The sequence below is a fragment of the Agromyces sp. C10 genome (assembly GCF_023217995.1).
GTDB classification, from domain to species: domain Bacteria; phylum Actinomycetota; class Actinomycetes; order Actinomycetales; family Microbacteriaceae; genus Agromyces; species Agromyces indicus.
In genome coordinates this window covers 1-19,010 of record NZ_JALPSX010000014.1, presented here as the reverse complement: position 1 = coordinate 19,010, position 19,010 = coordinate 1, and the positions used below count along the sequence as shown (strand labels likewise).

The window sequence follows — 19,010 nt, the reverse complement described above, 5'->3', positions numbered from 1 at the left end:
AGTTGACCGCAGCCCTTTCGGGCACCGAGTTTTCCCGCCGGCGCACCGTTGACGCGCCCGTCGAGGAGATCCCTGAAGCCGGAGAAGAAGAATGAGCAAGCGTACGTTCCAGCCCAACAACCGCCGCCGCGCCCGCAAGCACGGCTTCCGCGCCCGCATGCGCACGCGCGCCGGCCGCGCCATCCTGTCGGCCCGCCGCGCCAAGGGCCGCACCGAACTCTCCGCGTAAGCGATCGGTGCTCGCCAAAGCGAATCGCGTCACGAGCGCCGATGACTACCGGTCCATCGTGCGCCGTGGTGCGAAGGTCGCCGGTGCCCACACCGTGAGCTACCTCCGCTCACGGGAGTCGGGCACCGACGCGCGCTTCGGCTTCATCGTCTCCAAGAAGGTCGGCTCGGCCGTGCGGCGCAACCTCGTGCGCCGCCGGCTGAAGGCCGCGTGCCGCGAGCTCGTCGACGGCGGCGTCTCCGCCGTCGACGTCGTCGTGCGCGCGCTGCCCACGGCGGCCGACGCCGACTTCCACGCCCTCCGGGCCGACGTGGTCTCGGCACTCCACGTGCACGAGCGGCGGTCCGCCTCCCGCTCGCGACCCGCCATCGCAGCGGATGCCGCAGCCCGCCCCCTCGCAGCGAAAGATGCGTGACGTGCGAGACCTCGCCTGGTTCGTCTGGCTCCTGCCCCGCAACGTGGGCGTCGTGCTCATCCGCGCCTACCGCGCCGTGGTCTCGCCCCTCTACGGCGATGTCTGCCGCTACTACCCGTCGTGCTCCGCGTACGGACTGGGCGCGGTGCAGCACCGCGGACTGGTGATCGGATCCGCCCTCACCGCCTGGCGGATCGTCCGCTGCAACCCATGGTCGCGCGGCGGCGTCGACGACGTGCCCATGCCGCGCGTGCGTCGGTTCCGCCTCACCCGCTTCGGGTTCGTGATCCCCGCCGGGTGGGCCCCCGCTGCGCCGAGCGAAGCACGCCACGTCCGGCGCGTCCGCCACAGGCGCCGACGTGCTGCCGCGACCGCGGCGGGCGGAGTCGCCGCCGAGCCCGTCGGGGGCCACGCCGGGCACGCGCACGCCGTCGCCGATCCCTCCGCTGCGGCATCCGTCACCCGCGACGCCGCGGACCAGGACCTCTCCCCCATGTCCCGAAAGGACTGACCCGCTCCAATGGACATCTTCAGCATCATCCTCTGGCCCATCAAATGGGTCATCGAGCTGATCCTCGTCGCGTTCCACTCCCTGTGGACGTTCGTGGGCCTGCCCTTCGAGGCCGGCATCACGTGGGTGCTTTCGATCGTCGGCCTCGTCATCGTCGTCCGTGCCGCGCTGATCCCGATCTTCGTGCGACAGATCAAGAGCCAGCGCCGCATGCTCGAGGTCGCGCCGCAGCTGAAGAAGATCCAGGACAAGTACAAGGGCAAGAAGGACCAGTTCTCGCGCGAGGCCATGTCTCGCGAGACCATGGACCTCTACAAGCGGACCGGCACGAACCCGCTCTCGTCCTGCCTCCCGCTGCTGCTGCAGATGCCGATCTTCTTCGGCCTCTTCTCGGTGCTGAACGACGCCTCGCGCAACGCCGAGCGTGGCGGTGTCGGCGTCCTCACTCCCGAGCTCGCCGAGTCCTTCGCGAACGCGACGTTCCTCGGGGCGCCGCTCAAGGCGACTTTCATCGAGGCGATGAACGCCGGCGGACCGTGGCAGGTCATGGTCGTGGCCGTCGTCATGATCATCCTGATGACCGCGTCGCAGTTCATCACGCAGCTGCAGATCGTCTCGAAGAACATGTCGCCGGAGACCAAGGCGAGCCCCATGTTCCGCCAGCAGCGGATCCTGCTCTACCTGCTCCCCCTCGTGTTCGCCGTCTCGGGTGTCGCCTTCCCCCTCGGCGTCATGTTCTACTGGCTCGTCTCGAACTTCTGGACCATGGGTCAGCAGTTCATCGTCATCCGCAACATGCCGACCCCCGGCAGCGAGGCTGCCAAGGCGCGTGAAGCTCGCCTGGCCAAGAAGGGCAAGCTCGTCGTCGACGGTCCGACGGATGGCACCGCCTCGGAGGAGCCCGAGAAGAAGACCACCCAGCGTCAGCAGCCGGTCAGCAAGAACCGCGCGAAGAAGAAGAGGAAGTGACCCCGATGACCGACGTCAAGCCCGACGCGGCCAACCGAACCCTCGAGCAGCTCGAGGAGGAGGGCGACATCGCGGCCGATTACATCGAGGAGCTCCTCGACATCAGCGACCTCGACGGCGACATCGACATCGACGCCCGCAACGGTCGCGCCTACGTGTCGGTGCACGCTTCCGAGGGCGCGAACCTCTCGCTGCTCGCGAAGTCCGAGGTGGTCTCCGCCCTGCAGGAGCTCACTCGCCTGGCGGTGCAGACCAAGACGGGCGCGTTCTCGCGGCTCATCCTCGACATCGGCGGCTCGCGCGATGCCCGCCGTGACGAGCTCGGGCGACTCGTCGCACGCGCGGCCGAGCGCCTCGAGGAGGGCGCCGCTGAGGCTGCGCTCCCGCCCATGTCGTCGTACGAGCGCAAGCTCGTCCACGACCTGGTCGCCGAGCGTGGGCTCCACTCGGAGTCGCGCGGCGAGGGCGCCGACCGCCACACCGTGATCACGCGCATCGGCTGACCGCCGAACTCGACGTTTCACGTGGAACATGACTGACAACTCCCCCGACTGGCAGGACGCCCTCGAGCCGGAGCCGCCCTCGGCTGCGACCGTGTTCGGCGATCGGCTGCCGATCGTCCGGCAGTTCACCGAGCACCTCGCTCGCCACGGCGAGGAGCTCGGGCTCATCGGTCCCCTCGAACTCCCGCGGCTGTGGAGTCGTCACGTCGTGAACTCCGGCCTCGTCGCGCCACTCCTCCGTCCTGGCCGCGTCGGCGACGTGGGCTCGGGCGCAGGGCTTCCCGGCCTGGTGCTCGCCATCGCCCGCCCCGACGTGCACCTCACGCTCATCGAACCGATGGAGCGTCGGGTGGCGTGGCTCAACCGGCAAGTGGACGAACTCGGCCTCGAGAACGTCGACGTGGTGCGCGCGCGTGCTGAGGAGGCGAAGCTCGCCGGCCGGCTGGATCAGGTGACGGCCCGAGCGGTGAGCGCACTCCGGACGCTCATCCCGATCACGTCCCCGCTGCTGGCGCCGGGCGGGGAGTTGCTGCTCATGAAGGGCGCCGGCGTGACCGGCGAGATGGGCGCGGCCGAGAAGGCGATCCGGAAGTTCAAGCTGCAGGACGTCGACGTCGTCGTGCTCGGCGAGGGCGTGGTCGACGACGTGACCCGGGTGTTCCGGGCGCGCGTGCCTGCGGCATAGGCGATCGTTCGCTGCCGCATCCGCGGCGTTTCACGTGAAACGGAAGCTGCTCAGCGGCGACGGCGGGGCTCCTCGAGGTGCGCGCCAGGGCGGGAGTGCCTCGCTGTTCGGTGTGATGTCGGGCGGGGTTCGACGAAGTCGTGCGGTGCGGGCTGCACCGCGCGACCGACTCGGGTTCGTCGTTCGCCGCGCCAGGCGAGCCCGGTGATCCTCCGCCGTGTCAGCGCATGGCACCACGGCGGCGTAACGGTTCGCGAAGCGACGGTCGACACCTCCGCCTCGCGCCGTTCTCTGGGCGCGGGGCGACAGTTTCACTTCGCCTCTCCCCCGGCCCGTCCCATGGCGGCACCCTTGTCCCGGGACCGGGTGTACCGGTCTGTTCCATTTGGTCTGGGCGATGGCCTGTCGCGTTCAGGCGAGACGCGAGAGGTGTCGACGATCCTCCGGGGGTGCGCCGATGCATGTGCTGCTCGGTCGCCGGCCAGGTGACGCCACCCCGTGCGCGGCCGGTGCCCACCACGAGGCAGTCGTGCCCACCCGAGGGTCGTCTCGCCCAGCGGCGTGAAGTCCACCGCGAGCGTGGGGGTTCCGGGATCGACGGACTTGACGTGCCCGCCTACGTATCGGGGGTCCGAACGCGCAGAACGCAATGCACCGGAACGCTCTCGGGCGGTCGGGCAAGCGGAACTCGCTCGACGGCTCCCGTCGCGCGCGCCCTCCCCTGCGATCTGGACCCTCTTCGGCCTGCTGACTCGCTCCGGGCGCTGCGACCGCTGGCGGAGCAAGGCGCGGAACGTCCTTTCGGGCTGCCGATTCCGCCGACCACGCTGCGATGCCCGATTCGTCTGGCTCCAGCCCGACGTGAGGCCGCACGGGGGCGATTGCTGTCCGTACCCAAGGATGCTCGTCGTACGTCGCACCGGCACGCCGACCCGCTCGTCGACGAGGGGTGGCCGAGGGGTGAATGCCGCCGATGCTCTCAGGAGCGCCGGGGATGACGCGCCCTTGCCTGATACCCGCCCACTGAGGGGGGCTTGGGCAGCGCGCGATGGGCGGCGCGACTCCGCCGCCGCCCGCGGAGCTCGGCTTCCGGCACGCCCATTGAGAGTCGCGAGGCAGGGGCCACCTCCTCGCGCGTCTGAAGGCTTCGGAGTCCGCGTCCGTTTCACGTGAAACGCGTACGGCGCTGGGACGTGAACGGGCATGCGCGCACGAGGTTTCAGGTGAAACGCCTCGAGGCCAGTTCCCATCCCGCGGAACCAGACGTACCGCGCGAATCTCAAACCGCGGGTCCGCGAGCTTCAGGCTGCCCGGGTAACGCGTACGCGCTCATGCAGACGGCCGATCACCGCGGTCGTGTGATGGGTCGGCCGGGCGCTCGGATTGCTGGCCATGTGCAAATGGCGCGCCTCGCGGCCTTGGCAACTTACAGTGGCTCCGGAGACTGCACGCCGTCGCCTCAGTCGTCCGAGGAAGGTCGATTGACCCGGATCGCCAGCCGCCCGGCTCTGACACCCACCGGGTCACCGTCTCGGGAAGAGCGGCGGTACAGTCGTCCTGCACGCTTCGCGACGATCCGCCCGCGCGGCCGACCCGTCCACGTCGGCAGAGCCCGCGCCGCGGAAGACTGCGGCGTCTCCCCCCGTCCGCACCGACGCCTCCAGGACCCTCGGGCGACACCGTCGCACCCTGCGCCACGCTCCCGCGGGCGTGACGATCAATAGGGGCCATTCTTCTCCCGTTCTCATAGGGAGCTGCCCGAGATGTCTCTCCGTCGCCGGCGGAGCGGCTACGGGGCATTCATGGCGGGCCCGGGCGGGCCCGTCGCGGAGCGGAGGGCGCCAGAAGCAGACGAGCGCGCGAAACCCGATGGGGCGTTTCACGTGAAACGCCTGAGTCGCCGGGCGCTCGAAGGTCGAGGCGCGGTCGCGATGGCGGACGGCGACGGACGGCCGGGGCGTCGCCGTTCCCGCGTCCGATGCGGCGGTTAGGCTTGGAACTCGAAGAACGCAGCCGGCCCGATGGCGGCGATCTCGACGGCAGGTCTGGAGTGGGAATGGCGAACGGTGGGGGACGCGGCTGGTTCCATCGACGAAAGCCGCGACCGGAGCCGACGCCAGCGCCCGCCGCACCCGAGCCGAGTCGGATCGAGGCGTACGAAACGCACGGCGGCGACGCGCCGTCGTCGGAATTCATGCCCACCGCCTACGCGGAACCGCGTGGTGATCGCCGCGCATTCGACGACCTCGTGAATCCGTCGCGCAACGATGGACCGTCCGACCCGCCGAGCGCGCCGTCAACGGACGATCAACCAGGGTCGACCGGGCCGATCGGGCCGACCGCCGGGCCGGAGCCCCGCCTGACGAGCGCGACGGCCGCCCCGCAGCCTTCGTCTCCGGTCGCCCACGGACCGGGCCGCACACCCGTCGAGGCCCCTGCGTCACCGCAGCCGGCGGCACCGAGGGCCGCATATGACTGGGATGCCGCCACCGCGGCTGCGCTCAACGACGAGGGATCGCCCAGCGCGACAGCGCCCACTCCCCTGCCGTCCAGCGCCCCCGACCGCCTGCTCGAGGAGATCATCCGGGAGATCGTGGGCGACGCGACGGCCGAGACGGTGTCGAGCCTGCAGCCGAGCCGAGACGAGCCCGAATCCCGCGAAGCCGCGGCTGAATCCGCTTCAGCCGCTCCGGCGCCGACCACTCTCGTCGCCTCGCCGGTGGCCGCTGACGACAGCGCCGCGCACCTGGGCGAGTCGCCAGAGGCCCCCGCCCCGACCGCCGACGCCTCGAGCGCAGACCCCGCGGAGGACGCATCCACCGCATCGCCCGGACTCCCCTCGGACGCGCCGACCACGGAAGGTGACGTCGCCGGCGAAAGACCGGCGCCGCCGATCGACATCGAGGCGCCCGTGACGATGGCGCGACCGGCGCAGCCGGTGGAGTACCCTTCCCAAGGCGAAGCGCGAGACGCGGACGAATCGGTCGACCGCCCGTCGGCGACGGCGGGCACCGCCGAGGTAGTGCCGCCGTCCGCCGCAGCCCACCCCGCAGGCGATACGCTCGCCACCGATGTTTCACGTGAAACACCCCACGCAGACGGAGGAACCCCCCTGGCCGATCAGATTGCCGACGAGACCCGCCGGCGCCTCGCGCTCGATGAGGCGGTTCTGCCCCTGCCCCCGTCGACGCGCGTCCTGACGATCTCGAACCAGAAGGGCGGCGTCGGCAAGACCACGTCCGCCGTGAACCTGGCCGCGGCCCTCGCTCGAGCCGGCGCCCGCGTGCTCGTGATCGACCTCGACCCGCAGGGCAACGCATCGACGGCCCTCGGCGTCGACCACCGGTCGGAGCGACAGAGCGTCTACGAAGTCCTCGTCTCCGACCTGCCCCTCGCCGAGGTGATCCAGACGTCGAGCGAGCACGAGCGGCTGGATTGCGTGCCGGCCACGATCCACCTCGCCGGAGCCGAGATCGAACTCGTGTCATTGGTCGCGCGGGAGCAACGCCTCCGCCGAGCGCTCGATGCCCACCTCGAGACGATGGAGCGGCCGTACGACTACGTCTTCATCGACTGCCCGCCGTCGTTGGGCCTGCTCACGATCAACGCGTTCGTCGCGGCGCGCGAGGTGCTCATCCCGATCCAGTGCGAGTACTACGCACTCGAGGGCCTGTCGCAGCTGCTCAGCAATATCGAACTGATCGAGAAGCACCTCAATCCCGAACTTCGCCTCAGCACGATCCTGCTGACGATGTACGACTCGCGCACCAACCTCGCGCAGCAGGTCGCGCAGGAGGTTCGCGACCACTTCCCCACCCAGACGCTCGACACGATCATCCCTCGGTCCGTTCGAGTGTCCGAGGCGCCGAGCTACGGGCAGAGCGTGATCAGCTACGACTTCGCGTCGAGCGGCTCGCTGTCGTACCGCGAGGCTGCCGCAGAGATCGCCCGGCGTGGTGCGTCGGAGAGCAAGGAGACCAACTGATGGCAACGAAGCGGACCGGCCTCGGCCGCGGTATCGGCGCGCTCATCCCCACCACCGACGACGCCCCGCGCGCCACTCGGCCGGTGGATGTCTTCTTCCCCGACAGCGAGGCCCCCAAGGCAGCCGTCGAGGCCGTCGAGAACGCCGCGGATGCCAACCTCGTGACCGTTCCTGGGGCGCACCTCGCTCGGCTGAACCCGCACGACATCGTCCCGAACGCCCAGCAGCCGCGCACCGTGTTCGACGAGGAGGACCTCGCCGAGCTGATCCACAGCGTCAAGGAATTCGGCGTCCTCCAGCCGATCGTGGTGCGACCGCACCCCGACCAGGCGGGCAAGTACGAGCTCGTGATGGGCGAGCGGCGCCTGCGCGCGACGAAGGCAGCCGGCCTCGACTCCATTCCGGCGGTCATCAAGGACACGGCCAACGAGGCGATGCTGCGCGATGCGCTCCTCGAGAACCTGCATCGATCGCAGCTGAACCCGCTCGAGGAGGCGAGTGCGTACCAGCAACTCCTCGCCGACTTCGGCATCACCCAGGAGGAGCTGGCGACGAGGATCGGCCGCTCACGCCCGCAGATCTCGAACACCCTCCGTCTCCTCAAGCTGCCCGAGCCGGTGCAGATGCGCGTGGCGGCCGGCGTGCTCAGTGCCGGCCACGCGCGCGCCATCCTGGCGGCCGGCGACCCGGAGGCCATGCAGCGTCTGGCCGACAAGATCGTCAACGAGGACCTCTCGGTGCGGGCTGCCGAGGCCATCGTGGCTGAAACTCCGAAGCCCGGGCGACCGAAGCCGGCCGCTGGGAAGCGTCAGGAGTTCCTCGACGACCTCTCGGGCCGCCTCGGCGATCGCCTCGACACCCGGGTCAAGATCACCCTCGGCGCACGAAAGGGCCAGATCAGCATCGATTTCGCGACCGTTCAGGACCTTCGCCGGATCCTCACCGAACTCGGCGCGGACCTCGAAGGACTCTGACGCGGACGGGCCGCTCCGCGGTCCAGGCAGGAGCTACGCGTCGCGGGCGACCGCCGCGCGCACGAGTTCGTCGTAGACCGCCGACGCCGTCGCGCCGGACGCCTCGATGGCGAGCGGGAGCAGCGACGTCTCCGTGAGCCCGGGCAGCACGTTCGCCTCGAGGAACCACGGCGTGCCCTGTCCGTCGACGATCAGGTCGACGCGCGACAGATCCCTGAGCCCGAGCGTGCGGTGGGCCAGCAGCGCGGCATCCGTCGCGGCGTCGACGACCGCATCATCGAGCCGGCTCGGAGCGAAGAACGTGGTCTCCCCCGCGTTGTAGCGTTCCTGGAACGAGTAGACCCCGGTCGTGGGCACGATCTCGACCGCCGTCAGCGCGCGCGCCTCGTCACCGGTCCCGATCACGGCGACGGCGATCTCGGTCCCCACGATGCGACGCTCCACGATGGCGACTTCGGCGTATGTGAACGCCTCGACCATGGCCCGCGGCAACTCCGTCGGGTCGTCCACGATGGAGACGCCCTGGGCCGAACCGCCCGACGCGGGCTTCACGACCAGGTCGCCCTGCATCGCCGCGCGCACGACTCGGAGCACGCTCGAGGCGCCGAGTTCGCGGAACGCCTCGTGCGAGAGCACGATCGACTCGGGCACGGCGATGCCCGCCTGCGCGACGAGCGAGCTCGCCACGGGCTTGGACCAGGCGCGGCGGGCGGCCGCGCCCGTCGAACCGACGGTCGGCACGCCGAGGGCCGCGAGCAGCTCGAGCAGGGAGCCGTCCTCGCCGCTCGATCCGTGCAGCGCCGGGAACACCGCATCCGGGCGGCGCTCGGCGAGGTACGGGAGGAGTCCGGCATCCGGATCGCGGACCTCGACGCGGTGGCCCGCCTCGATGAGCGCGTCGGCGACGCGTCGGCCCGACCGCAGCGAGACATCGCGCTCGTGCGAGATGCCGCCCGCGAGGACGACGACGGAGAGACCAGTGGATTCGCTCATGATCAGGGACTTCTCCGCTACTTGAGGTCGGTGGGCGGGGCGGGTTCGATGCCCGGGCGATCGGGCAGCTGCAGTGGGCCGGTGCCGGCGAACGTGTCGAGCAGGTCGAGCTCGCCGTTGACCACCGTGGCCAGGCGCCGGATCCCGAGCCGGATCGCGTCGGGCGTGGGATAGCAGAACGAGAGGCGGATGGCGTGCCGACCGCGGCCGTCGGCGAAGAACGCCGTGCCGGGCGTGTACGCGACCAGCTCGCGCACCGCGCGGGGAAGCATCTGCTTCGAGTCGAGGACGTCCGGCAGCGTCACCCAGACGTAGAACCCGCCGTTGGGGTTGGTCCACGACAGCTGCGGCAGGTACTCCCCCAGCGCCTCGATCATCGCGTCCTTGCGTTCGCGGTAGACACCGCGGAACGCGTCGATCTGGCCGCGCCAGTCCGCCTGCGACAGGTACTCCGAAACGACGAGCTGACTGAAGGACGACGGCGACAGGATCGCCGACTCCGCTGCGAGGATGAGCTTCTCGCGGATCGCGTGCGGCGCCAGCGCCCAACCCACCCGGAACCCGGGCGCCAGCGTCTTCGAGAACGACCCGAGGTAGATGACCCCCTCGGCGTCCATCGAGCGCAGGGCGTGCGGCGCCGGTTCGTCGAAGTGCAGGAGGCCGTACGGGTTGTCCTCCAGGACGAGGATCTCGTTGGAACGGCAGATCTCGAGGATCTCCGGGCGCCGCTCGGCCGAGAGGGTGACCCCCGCCGGGTTGTGGAAGTTCGGGATCGTGTAGAGGAACTTGATCCGTCGACCCTGGCCGCGCAGGTGCGCGATGGTCTGGCGGAGCGCCTCCGGGATCAGGCCGTCGTCGTCCATCGCGACGTGGACCACCGACGCCTGATAGGAGCGGAAGACGCCCATCGCACCGACGTAGGAGGGCGCCTCGGCGAGCACCACGTCGCCGGGGTCGAGGAAGAGCTTGGCGACGAGGTCGAGGGCCTGCTGCGAGCCGGTCGAGGTCACCACGTTGTCCACGGAGCCGCGGATGCCCTCCAGCGACATCACCTCGACGATGTGCTCGCGCAGCGTCGGGATGCCCTGACCGGACCCGTACTGCAGCGCCACCGGGCCCTGCTCGCGCATCACCTGCTCGAACGCCGAGGTGATGAGCTCCTGCGGCAGCGCCGACACGTACGGCATCCCGCCGGCGAGCGACACGACCTCGGGGCGGGAGGCGACGGCGAAGAGGGCGCGCACCTCGGAGGCGGCGAAGCCGGCGGCTCGCTCGGCGTAGTTCGCATACCAGGGGTCGAGGTTGTTGCCGGTCCGCTGGGGCACTCCGTCAGGGGTCACTGCTGGTTCCGTTCTGCTCAGGGTTCCCATGCTAGTCAGCAGCCGGCGAGGGGCCCGAAGCGGATGCCGCTGCGTGACGCGGCGCGCGTGCATGCCGCACGCGGCATCGGTTCGACATGCCGGGGGCCGAGCGACGCCGATCGCCGGGAATGCGCGGAGACGACGACGGCCTGCCCCGGATGAACCGGGACGGGCCGTGACGAGTGGAGCGGACTCAGCCGATGAACTCGGCCAGGTCGGCCTCGAGCGCGGGCTTCGGCTTCGCGCCGATCACCGTGTGCACGACCTCCCCGCCCTTGAACACCTTCATCGCGGGAATGGCGGTGATCTGGTACTTCATGGCCAGGCCGGGGTTCTCGTCGACGTTGAGCTTGACGATGTCGAGCTTGTCGGAGTGCTCGGTCGCGATCTGGTCGAGGATGGGGCTCACGGCGCGGCACGGACCGCACCACTCGGCCCAGAAGTCGACGAGCACGGCTCGGTCGTTCTTGAGCACCTCCTGGTCGAAGGTGGCCTCGGTCACTGCACGTGCAGTCATGTGTCTCTCTCCTTTGCGTGAAGCGGATGCCGCCGGCGTCGGACGCCGAGCACGGATGCTGCGGTCGGAATACTCAGTCGACGCGCGCCAGGTCGGCGGCGACGGCCTCGTCCACCTCGATGGCCTCGGCCTCGGCGGCCGCCGGCTGGTCGTCGGTGTCGTCGAGCGCGGCGAGGTAGTGCTCGGCGTCGAGCGCCGCCACGGTGCCCGATCCGGCGGCCGTCACGGCCTGCCGGTAGGTCGGGTCGATGACGTCGCCCGCGGCGAAGACACCCGGCACCGAGGTCCGCGACGAGCGACCCTGCACCGCGATGGTGCCCTCGTGCGTGAGGTCGAGCTTGCCGTGCACGAGGTGCGTGCGCGGGTCGTTGCCGATCGCCACGAACAGCCCGTCGAGGTCGAGCGCGCGCTCCTCACCGGTCACGGTGTCGCGCAGGGTGACGCCGCTGACCTGAGCATCGCCCAGGATGGCGGCGACCTCGGCGTTCCAGATGAACTCGATCTTGGGGTTGTCGAACGCGCGCTTCTGCATGATCTTCGACGCCTTGAGCTCGTCGCGGCGGTGGATCACGTAGACCTTGTCGGCGAAGCGGGTGAGGAACGTCGCCTCCTCCATCGCGGAGTCGCCGCCGCCGACCACGGCGATCGTCTTCTCGCGGAAGAAGAAGCCGTCGCACGTGGCGCACCACGAGAGGCCGTAGCCGGAGAGTCGCTCCTCCTCGGGCAGCCCGAGCTTGCGGTAGGCCGATCCCGTCGCGAAGATCACGGCGCGAGCCTCGTGCTCGCCTCCGTTGCCCAGCTTGACCCGCTTGACCGGGCCCTCGACGTCGAGCTCCACGACGTCGTCGTAGACGACCTCGGTGCCGAACCGCTCGGCCTGGGCCTGCATCTTGCCCATGAGGTCGGGCCCCATGATGCCCTCGGGGAAGCCGGGGAAGTTCTCGACCTCGGTCGTGTTCATCAGCTCGCCGCCGATCTCGACCGAGCTGGCGATGAGGAGCGGCTTCAGCTCGGCGCGCGCGGCGTAGATCGCGGCGGTGAACCCGGCCGGTCCCGAACCGATGATGATGATGTCGCGCAAACCCGCTCCTGTTCGTCCTGCGATGATTCGCGGCATCCTACCGAGCGGATGCCACGACTAGGTGAACACAGTCTAGGCGGCCGCTATTCCGGCCCACGGCGCGGCTCGCAGGCCGCTCCCAGCTCGCTCAGCGGCGACGGAGGCGGCTGACGACGGGGACCGCGAGAGCCCGGAACTCGGGTGAGCGGAACAGCAGGAGGAAGGCCGCGTACAGCACCGCCATGACCGTGCCGACGAGGGCCATGGACAGCAGCGCGCTGATGCGGTCTGACACCGCGAACCCGCCCTCCTCGAAGCCGCCGAGCCACCAGACGAGGGCGACGCCCACGGCGGCGGGGACGATGAGCGCCGCCATCGCGCGCCCGAGCGACACGGCGACCGAACGGATGCCGATCGTCCCGAGGCGCCGTCGGAGCAGCACGAGCGCGGCGGCGAGCTGCAGGCCTCCGGCGATGGTCGTCGAGGCCGCGACGCCCACGGCGAGCCATTCCTTCGGAAGCGTCGCGAGCGCCACGAGGGCGAGGGTGGTGAAGACGAGCACCTGGAAGAGCGTGAAGAAGAAGGGCGTGCGGGTGTCGTTCAGCGCGTAGAACGTGCGCTGCACGAGGAACAGCACGCTGAACCCGACGAGTCCGATCGCGAACGCGATGATGACGTCGGCGACGGCGGCGACGAGCGCGAAGTCGCCCGACTGGAAGACGCGTGCGAACGGGTACGCGATGACGATGAGCGCCACGGAGGCGAACGCGAGCAGGGTCACGACCGTGCGGGCGGCCGAGGTCAGGTCGTGGAGCAGCAGCTCGTGTCGGCCGTCGCGCCCGTGCTCGCTCATGCGCGTGAAGTAGGCGGTCGCGATCGACACCGTGATGACCGAGTGCGGGAGCATGAAGATCAGCCAGGCGGTGTCCATCGCCGCGTTCGCCGCGCCCTGGTTGGACGCCGTCGCGACCACCTGCGTCTGCACGATGCCCGCGGCCGTCGACAGCAGCAGCATGCCGAAGGTCCAGCCGGCCATGCGTCCCGCCGACCGCAGGCCGACGCCGCGCCAGTGGAAGTCCGGTCGGTAGCGCAGCCCGATGCGTCGCCAGAACCAGAACAGCGACACCGCCTGCGTCACGATGCCGAGCGTGGCGGAGCCGGCGAGCGTCGCGACCATCGCGGCGGTCCAGTCGTCGGGCGTGCGCTGGCCGGTCGGGTCGAAGCCGAAGACGAAGCCGAAGATGAGGAAGCCGGCGATCGCGACGAGGTTGTTCAGCGCGGGCACCCAGGTGTACGGGCCGAAGTTGCGGCGGGCGTTGAGCACCTCGCCGAGCAGCGCGTACAGGCCGTAGAAGAAGATCTGGGGCAGGCTCCAGAACGCGAACGCCGTCGCGAGCGGCACGATCGACGGGTTGCTCCCGCCCCAGAGCAGGACGAGCAGCGGTGCCGCCGCGGTCGCGAGGATCGTCGCCGCGCCGATGAGCACGAGCGCGAGCGTCAGCAGCTTATTGACGTAGGCGGCGCCGCCGTCGGCGTGCACGCTCGCGCGCACGATCTGCGGCACGAGCACCGCGCTCAGCACGCCGCCCGCGACGATGGCGAACAGGATGCTCGGCAGGCCGTTGGCGATGGCGAACGCGTCGGCGCTCTGCGAGTAGGCGACGCCGACCACGCCCGCGAGCACGATGGCCTTGAGGAACCCGAGCAGGCGCGACACGATCGTGCCGGACGCCAGGAAGAGACTCGCTCGGGCGATCCGGTCTTCAGCCATTCGGTCGTTCCTCGGTGGTCTCGGTGTGCTCGGGTGCTGCGGTGTCGAACGCTACCCTGCTCTCGGGCTCGGCGTCCGGACCCGCGGCGTCCGTCTCCGCCGGACCCGCGGCGCCCTCGGCGCCCGCCCCGCGGTCGCGCCGGCGCCGGCGCACGCTGCGCAGCACGCCGATCGCGAACACCGCCACGGCGATCGCCGCGAGCACCGCCGCGCCGACGCCTTCCCAGTCGGCCTGCACGTTGGCGGGCACGATGACCGCGTCGCCGATGGGCGTGCCGTCGGGCGAGGCGAGCGAGACCTCGAGGTTCACCTCGCCGCTGCCGACGCCCGCGGCCACCGGAACGCTCACCGTGCTGCGCGTCTCGGGCTCGACGGTGACGTCGACGGAGTCCTCGACGATGAGCCGGCCGTTCGACGGGGCGACGGAGACGACCACCTCGACGGGGTACGGGAGCGCGTTGAGGATGGTGATCGGGATGCCGGTCTCGCTCGCGACGACCAGCACGGTGCTGCTCGAGACGACCGACACGGCGTCGGTGATGGCGCGACGGTCGACGAGCCAGCGCCCCACGGCGGCGGTCCACTCGGTCGGCTGCGGGATCCATCCCGTGGACAGCAGTGCGAGCAGGTCGCGCCGGGTCGGCGCGGTGAGCACGCTCGGGTCGACGAGCACGTCGGAGAAGTCGGCCACCGCCTGCTCGGCGGTGAGCATGCGACCCACGTTGTCGAGGCGCTGCTGCGATTCGGCCGTGGAGACGAGCGTGCGCTCGACGGGCGGCGCGCCGACGGTGTCCACGAGCGTCGCCGGCTGCGACCAGGGCGTGGAGGCCAGCGCCGACAGCGTCGCGGCGACGCGGTCCGAGCCGTCGCCTCCCGAGCGTCCGAACGTGCCGAGGACCGTGGAGACGCCCTCGTCGGCCGCCAGTGCGAGCTCGGCGAGCACCCGCGAGGTCGCGGCGCGCCATTCCGTGTCGGATGCCGCGTCCGCGGCCCGGCGCAGCGCCGGCGTCACCCGGGCGTCCGCGACCGCGGCCGCGCGACCGTCGATCGTCGCGCCGGCGCTCACCGCGTCCTCGACGGGCTCGACGTTGCCGGGCGAGAGGATGGCGGTCGTGAGCCCGCCCGCGGCGAAGACGTCGAGGTCGCCCGATGCGACGGTGTCATCGGCCGGCCAGGCGATGTCGGTGCGCGTGAAGGTCCAGTCGAGGAGCGCCTCCGCGTCGGGGATCCGGCCGGGGGACGCGGTGGTGCCGTCCTCCTCGCCGCCCTCGGTGAAGTCGGCCGGGTCGATCGCATCGTCGAAGCCGAGCGGCTCGAGCGGCGCGTCCAGCCCGGCCTGCGCCTGCGCGGCGAGGTCGGCGTCGGCGTAGGCGAGCGGGAACACCTCGTTCGGCATCCGCTCGAGCTCGGCGAGCCACTCGACGGCGGTCTGCGGGGCGGACGAGCCGAGCACGCGGATCGACGCGGGGATCCGGGGATCGACGCCGATCGCGACGGCGGCGCCGGAGACCGCCTCCAACTGGCGGGTGAGCGCGCCGGTCGGCGCCGTCCACGCCTCGAGGCGCTCCGCCGGGATCAGGCCCTCCTCGATCGGCGGCGTCGTGAGCGGGTACGCGAGCGCGAGGCCAACCGGGTCGGCGGCGGGGACCCGCGAGTTCGCGAGCACCGACGTGGATGCGGCGACCGTGTCGCCGTCGATCTCGAGCGACGCGGCGACGCCCACGGCGGGCCAGGACTCCCCCGTGGCATCCGGTGGGATGGTGAACGTGAGCGTCGTCGCGGCACCGGCGGCCAGCGAGGCCGAGGCCCGCTCGGCGACGCGTCGCGCCTCGGGCCGCTCCGCGGAGTCGCCCGTGGACCAGGCGTCGACGTCCGCGGCGTCGGAGACCGCCGACGTCGCGACGTCCAGCGCGATCGTGCCGGCGCCGAGCGCCTCGCCGGTGCGGTTGACGACCTCGACGACCACGTCGATGCCCGCCCCCGCGACGACGGCCGTCGCACCCGCGGGGGCCACGCTGACGCGCACCCCGTCCTCCGTCGCCTCGGCCGTCAGGCCCGACCCGTTCCGTGCGGCGGGCGCGACGACGCCGACGACGCCGAGGCCGCCGGGACCGACGCCTGCGGCGGCGGACGCTGCCGCGGCAGGAGCCGCGGCGCCCATCGCGACGAGCGCGGACATCGCCGCGGACGCGGTGAAGGCGAGGAGTCGGCGGAGGCGTCGAGGAGTGGTCGACTCGGCCGGCATGCGAGCGATTCTACGGCGTGCCGTCCCTGAGCCCGTCGGGTGTGGATGGGGCGTCCGTCACCGTTCGCCTCGCGGCATCCGTCACCCACGTCTCGGCGGCCCGCCCCCGGTTCGCGGGCCGGGCGCGCGACGCATCGCCCTCGCCGCCCTGCCTAACATGGAGCAATGCAGAGCGTGGCGCAGGCCCTCGACCGCCTCAGTGGTCTCGCGGCCTCGCCGACCGTCGCGAAGCTCGCCGAGGCGTTCGCCGCCGCCGGGTACGAGCTCGCGCTCGTGGGCGGGCCGGTGCGCGACGCGTTCCTCGGTCGCGGCACCAACGACCTCGACTTCACCACGGATGCCACGCCCGACGAGATCCTCGAGGTCGTCAAGCCCATCGCCGAGGCGCACTGGGACATCGGCCGCGACTTCGGCACCATCGGGGCGAAGGTCCACGGCCACACGGTCGAGATCACCACGTACCGCGCGGACGCGTACGACGGCACGTCCCGCAAGCCCGAGGTCGTCTTCGGCACCTCGCTCGAGGACGACCTCGTCCGCCGCGACTTCACCGTCAACGCGCTCGCGCTGCGCCTGCCGCAGATCGCGCTGGTCGACCCGTCGGGCGGCGTCGAGGACCTCATCGCCGGCGTCCTCCGCACGCCGTCCGAGCCCGAGGTGTCGTTCGGCGACGACCCGCTGCGGATGATGCGCGCCGCACGCTTCGCGTCCCAGCTCGGGTTCGAGGTCGAGGAGGGCACCCTCGCGGCGATGTCGGCGCTCGCCCCCGAGATCGACCGCATCTCGGCGGAGCGCGTGCGCGACGAGCTGTCGAAGCTGCTCTGCACCGATGCCCCGCGGCGCGGCATCCGCCTGCTCGTCGACACCGGGATCGCCGCGCGCGTGCTGCCCGAGATCCCCGCCCTGAAGCTCGAGATCGACGAGCACCACCACCACAAGGACGTCTACGAGCACTCGCTCACGGTGCTCGACCAGGCCATCGACTACGAGGTGTCGCGCGGTCGGCTCGAGTCGCCGGACCTCGTCGTGCGACTCGCCGCGTTGCTGCACGACATCGGCAAGCCCGCCACGCGCCGGCTCGAGCCGGGCGGGGCCGTGTCGTTCCACCACCACGACATCGTCGGCGCCAAGCTCGCCAAGAAGCGCCTGCGCGAACTTCGGTTCGACAACGACACCATCAAGGCGGTCGCGCGCCTGATCGAGCTGCACCTGCGGTTCTTCGGCTACACGGACGGCGCGTGGTCCGACTCGGCGGTGCGCCGCTACGTGCGCGACGCCGGCGACCAGCTCGAGCGCCTGCACATCCTCACCCGAGCGGATGTCACGACGCGCAACCGCCGCAAGGCCGACCGCCTCGGCTTCGCGTACGACGACCTCGAGGAGCGCATCGCCCGCCTCGCGGAGGAGGAGGAGCTCGCCGCAGTCCGCCCCGAGCTCGACGGGCAGGAGATCATGGCGACGCTCGGCATCCGTCCGGGGCCGGTGGTCGGCGAGGCGTACAAGTACCTCCTCGACGTGCGGCTCGACGAGGGCCCCATCGGCACGGATGCCGCACGCGAGCGCCTCCTCGCCTGGTGGGCCGCCCGCGGCGAGGCCTGACCCGCTCCCCTCCCCCCGCCCGCGCTCGCCCGACCAAGTCTGAGCGCGCAGGTTCGCGACGAGCGCGCGTGGCCGCGGTCGCGCGCCCGTCGTGGAGACGCGCGCTCGCGCCCACTGCTCCTGCCCAACCCGGCATCCGCGGCGGGGGCGCACAGATGCCGCCGGGACGCCCGCGCCGTGCAGCGGGACTCGCGAGCGTGGGCGCATGACGGCTCACGAGTTCCCCATTCCGATCTCCTACGTCGCCGACGAGCTGGGGTCGGGCCGATCCGCTCGGCGATTGCAGCGCGAAGCCGCGAACGGAGAGCTGCTTCGCGTCCTACCCGGGGCGTACGCCGAGCGCTCGGCATGGATGGCGCTGACACCGGAGCAGCGGCACCTCCTGCAGATCGCGGCCACGCTTCGGCGACGCCCGGACGACCCCGTGCTGGTGGGCGAGAGCGCTGCCCTGCTGCTCGGCCTGCCGACGGCTCGCCCGCTCCCCTCCTGGGTCCACCTGTCGACCACCGATCGCACGCCGCCCGCATCATCGACGGCCGTCCGGTGGTACCGGGGAGTCCTGCGGGAAGACCAGGTGACTCGAGTGCACGGGGTTCGCACCACCGACCTCGCGCGGACCACCGCCGACCTCGCCCGCTCCCGAGCGTTTCCGGCGGCGATGGCCGCCGTCGACGCGGCCCTGCGACCCGCGACCCGCACGTTGCCGTGGCGGTTCGTCGACGGGCAGGTGCGGTCCGCCGATCCGATCCGGCTCGGCGGGGTGCGCCGGGATGACCTGGTCGAGCTGGTGACATCGGCCGGACGCGGGACCCGAACGGCGCGCAGGGCGATCGAACTCGGCGACCCACTGGCGGCGAGTGCCGGCGAATCCCTCAGCCGGGCGCACATCCACCTCCTCGGGTTCCCGCCGCCGCTGCTGCAACGCCGATTCGTCGACCCGGACGGTTCGGTGGCCGTCGTGGACTTCGACTGGCCGGAGTTCGGCGTCAGCGGGAGTTCGACGGTTTCGTCAAGTACTCGGCGGACGAGTACCTGCGGGGCGCGCTGCCGGCGGAGGTGCTGTGGCGCGAGAAGGAGCGCGAGCGCCGCCTCAAGCGCCACCACGGACGCGAGGTCGCTCGCTGGACTTGGTCGGACGTCACCGGCGGGGCGGTCGGCCTGCGCGACGAGCTCATCGCGGCCGGACTCCCGTG

The 19,010-nt window shown here is 71.4% G+C and carries 15 protein-coding genes and 1 pseudogene; 10 read left to right on the top strand and 6 right to left on the bottom strand.

The genetic code is table 11. The annotated features are described in order from the left end of the window. Nucleotides 1-91 precede the first annotated feature (91 nt). The 8 genes and pseudogenes from rpmH to M1L56_RS14910 all read left to right on the top strand — a co-directional run bounded on the left by rpmH (nucleotide 92) and on the right by M1L56_RS14910 (nucleotide 8,271). Nucleotides 92-229 carry a 50S ribosomal protein L34 gene (rpmH, locus tag M1L56_RS14945; RefSeq protein WP_067947540.1) on the top strand — a complete coding sequence of 46 codons (138 nt, stop codon included), beginning with the start codon at nucleotides 92-94 and terminating at the stop codon, nucleotides 227-229. A 7-nt stretch (nucleotides 230-236) separates the two neighbouring features. Beyond that, nucleotides 237-644, top strand: a complete 408-nt coding sequence (gene rnpA / locus M1L56_RS14940) for a ribonuclease P protein component (RefSeq protein ID WP_248599838.1) — start codon at nucleotides 237-239, stop codon at nucleotides 642-644. Continuing rightward, nucleotides 637-933, top strand: a pseudogene (gene yidD / locus M1L56_RS14935) (membrane protein insertion efficiency factor YidD); the annotation flags it as partial. The gene rnpA and the pseudogene yidD, both read left to right, overlap by 8 nt. Nucleotides 934-1,164: 231 nt before the next feature. Further along, nucleotides 1,165-2,124 carry a membrane protein insertase YidC gene (yidC, locus tag M1L56_RS14930; RefSeq protein ID WP_248599837.1) on the top strand — a complete coding sequence of 320 codons (960 nt, stop codon included), beginning with the start codon at nucleotides 1,165-1,167 and terminating at the stop codon, nucleotides 2,122-2,124. 5 nt (nucleotides 2,125-2,129) lie between these two features. Further along, entirely contained in the window at nucleotides 2,130-2,627 is a 498-nt protein-coding gene (locus tag M1L56_RS14925) for a R3H domain-containing nucleic acid-binding protein (RefSeq protein WP_248599836.1), read from the top strand. 28 nt (nucleotides 2,628-2,655) lie between these two features. Next, nucleotides 2,656-3,312, top strand: a complete 657-nt coding sequence (rsmG, locus tag M1L56_RS14920; RefSeq protein ID WP_248599835.1) for a 16S rRNA (guanine(527)-N(7))-methyltransferase RsmG — start codon at nucleotides 2,656-2,658, stop codon at nucleotides 3,310-3,312. A 2,917-nt stretch (nucleotides 3,313-6,229) separates the two neighbouring features. Next, nucleotides 6,230-7,297: a ParA family protein gene (locus M1L56_RS14915; RefSeq protein ID WP_374257000.1), complete on the top strand. Its 1,068-nt coding sequence runs from the start codon at nucleotides 6,230-6,232 to the stop codon at nucleotides 7,295-7,297. Next, nucleotides 7,297-8,271, top strand: a complete 975-nt coding sequence (locus tag M1L56_RS14910) for a ParB/RepB/Spo0J family partition protein (protein WP_248599834.1) — start codon at nucleotides 7,297-7,299, stop codon at nucleotides 8,269-8,271. The genes M1L56_RS14915 and M1L56_RS14910 overlap by 1 nt, the downstream gene beginning before the upstream one ends. A gap of 33 nt (nucleotides 8,272-8,304) precedes the next feature. Here M1L56_RS14910 and M1L56_RS14905 read toward each other — a convergent pair whose 3' ends face one another. The 6 genes from M1L56_RS14905 to M1L56_RS14880 all read right to left on the bottom strand — a co-directional run bounded on the left by M1L56_RS14905 (nucleotide 8,305) and on the right by M1L56_RS14880 (nucleotide 16,218). Then, entirely contained in the window at nucleotides 8,305-9,264 is a 960-nt protein-coding gene (locus M1L56_RS14905; RefSeq protein ID WP_248599833.1) for an ATP-grasp domain-containing protein, read from the bottom strand. Nucleotides 9,265-9,281: 17 nt separating this feature from the next. After that, nucleotides 9,282-10,604: a PLP-dependent aminotransferase family protein gene (locus M1L56_RS14900; protein ID WP_067947533.1), complete on the bottom strand. Its 1,323-nt coding sequence runs from the start codon at nucleotides 10,602-10,604 to the stop codon at nucleotides 9,282-9,284. Nucleotides 10,605-10,818: 214 nt separating this feature from the next. Next, complete coding sequence (gene trxA, locus M1L56_RS14895) at nucleotides 10,819-11,142, bottom strand: thioredoxin (protein WP_067947531.1); 324 nt, start codon at nucleotides 11,140-11,142, stop codon at nucleotides 10,819-10,821. Nucleotides 11,143-11,215: 73 nt separating this feature from the next. Beyond that, nucleotides 11,216-12,223 carry a thioredoxin-disulfide reductase gene (trxB, locus tag M1L56_RS14890; RefSeq protein ID WP_248599832.1) on the bottom strand — a complete coding sequence of 336 codons (1,008 nt, stop codon included), beginning with the start codon at nucleotides 12,221-12,223 and terminating at the stop codon, nucleotides 11,216-11,218. Between the two features lie 127 nt (nucleotides 12,224-12,350). Further along, the gene (murJ, locus tag M1L56_RS14885; protein ID WP_067947528.1) at nucleotides 12,351-13,973 is read right to left on the bottom strand and encodes a murein biosynthesis integral membrane protein MurJ; all 1,623 of its coding nucleotides are present in this window, start codon (nucleotides 13,971-13,973) and stop codon (nucleotides 12,351-12,353) included. Further along, the gene (locus M1L56_RS14880) at nucleotides 13,966-16,218 is read right to left on the bottom strand and encodes a DUF6049 family protein (RefSeq protein ID WP_248599831.1); all 2,253 of its coding nucleotides are present in this window, start codon (nucleotides 16,216-16,218) and stop codon (nucleotides 13,966-13,968) included. The genes murJ and M1L56_RS14880 overlap by 8 nt, the downstream gene beginning before the upstream one ends. 165 nt (nucleotides 16,219-16,383) lie before the next feature. Here M1L56_RS14880 and M1L56_RS14875 point away from each other — a divergent pair, with 165 nt between their 5' ends. Together M1L56_RS14875 and M1L56_RS14870 are read left to right on the top strand one after the other, a co-directional pair. Beyond that, nucleotides 16,384-17,817, top strand: a complete 1,434-nt coding sequence (locus M1L56_RS14875; RefSeq protein WP_248599830.1) for a CCA tRNA nucleotidyltransferase — start codon at nucleotides 16,384-16,386, stop codon at nucleotides 17,815-17,817. Nucleotides 17,818-18,022: 205 nt separating this feature from the next. Beyond that, nucleotides 18,023-19,010 (top strand): hypothetical protein (locus tag M1L56_RS14870; protein WP_248599829.1); only part of this gene is annotated, 988 nt, incomplete at its 3' end.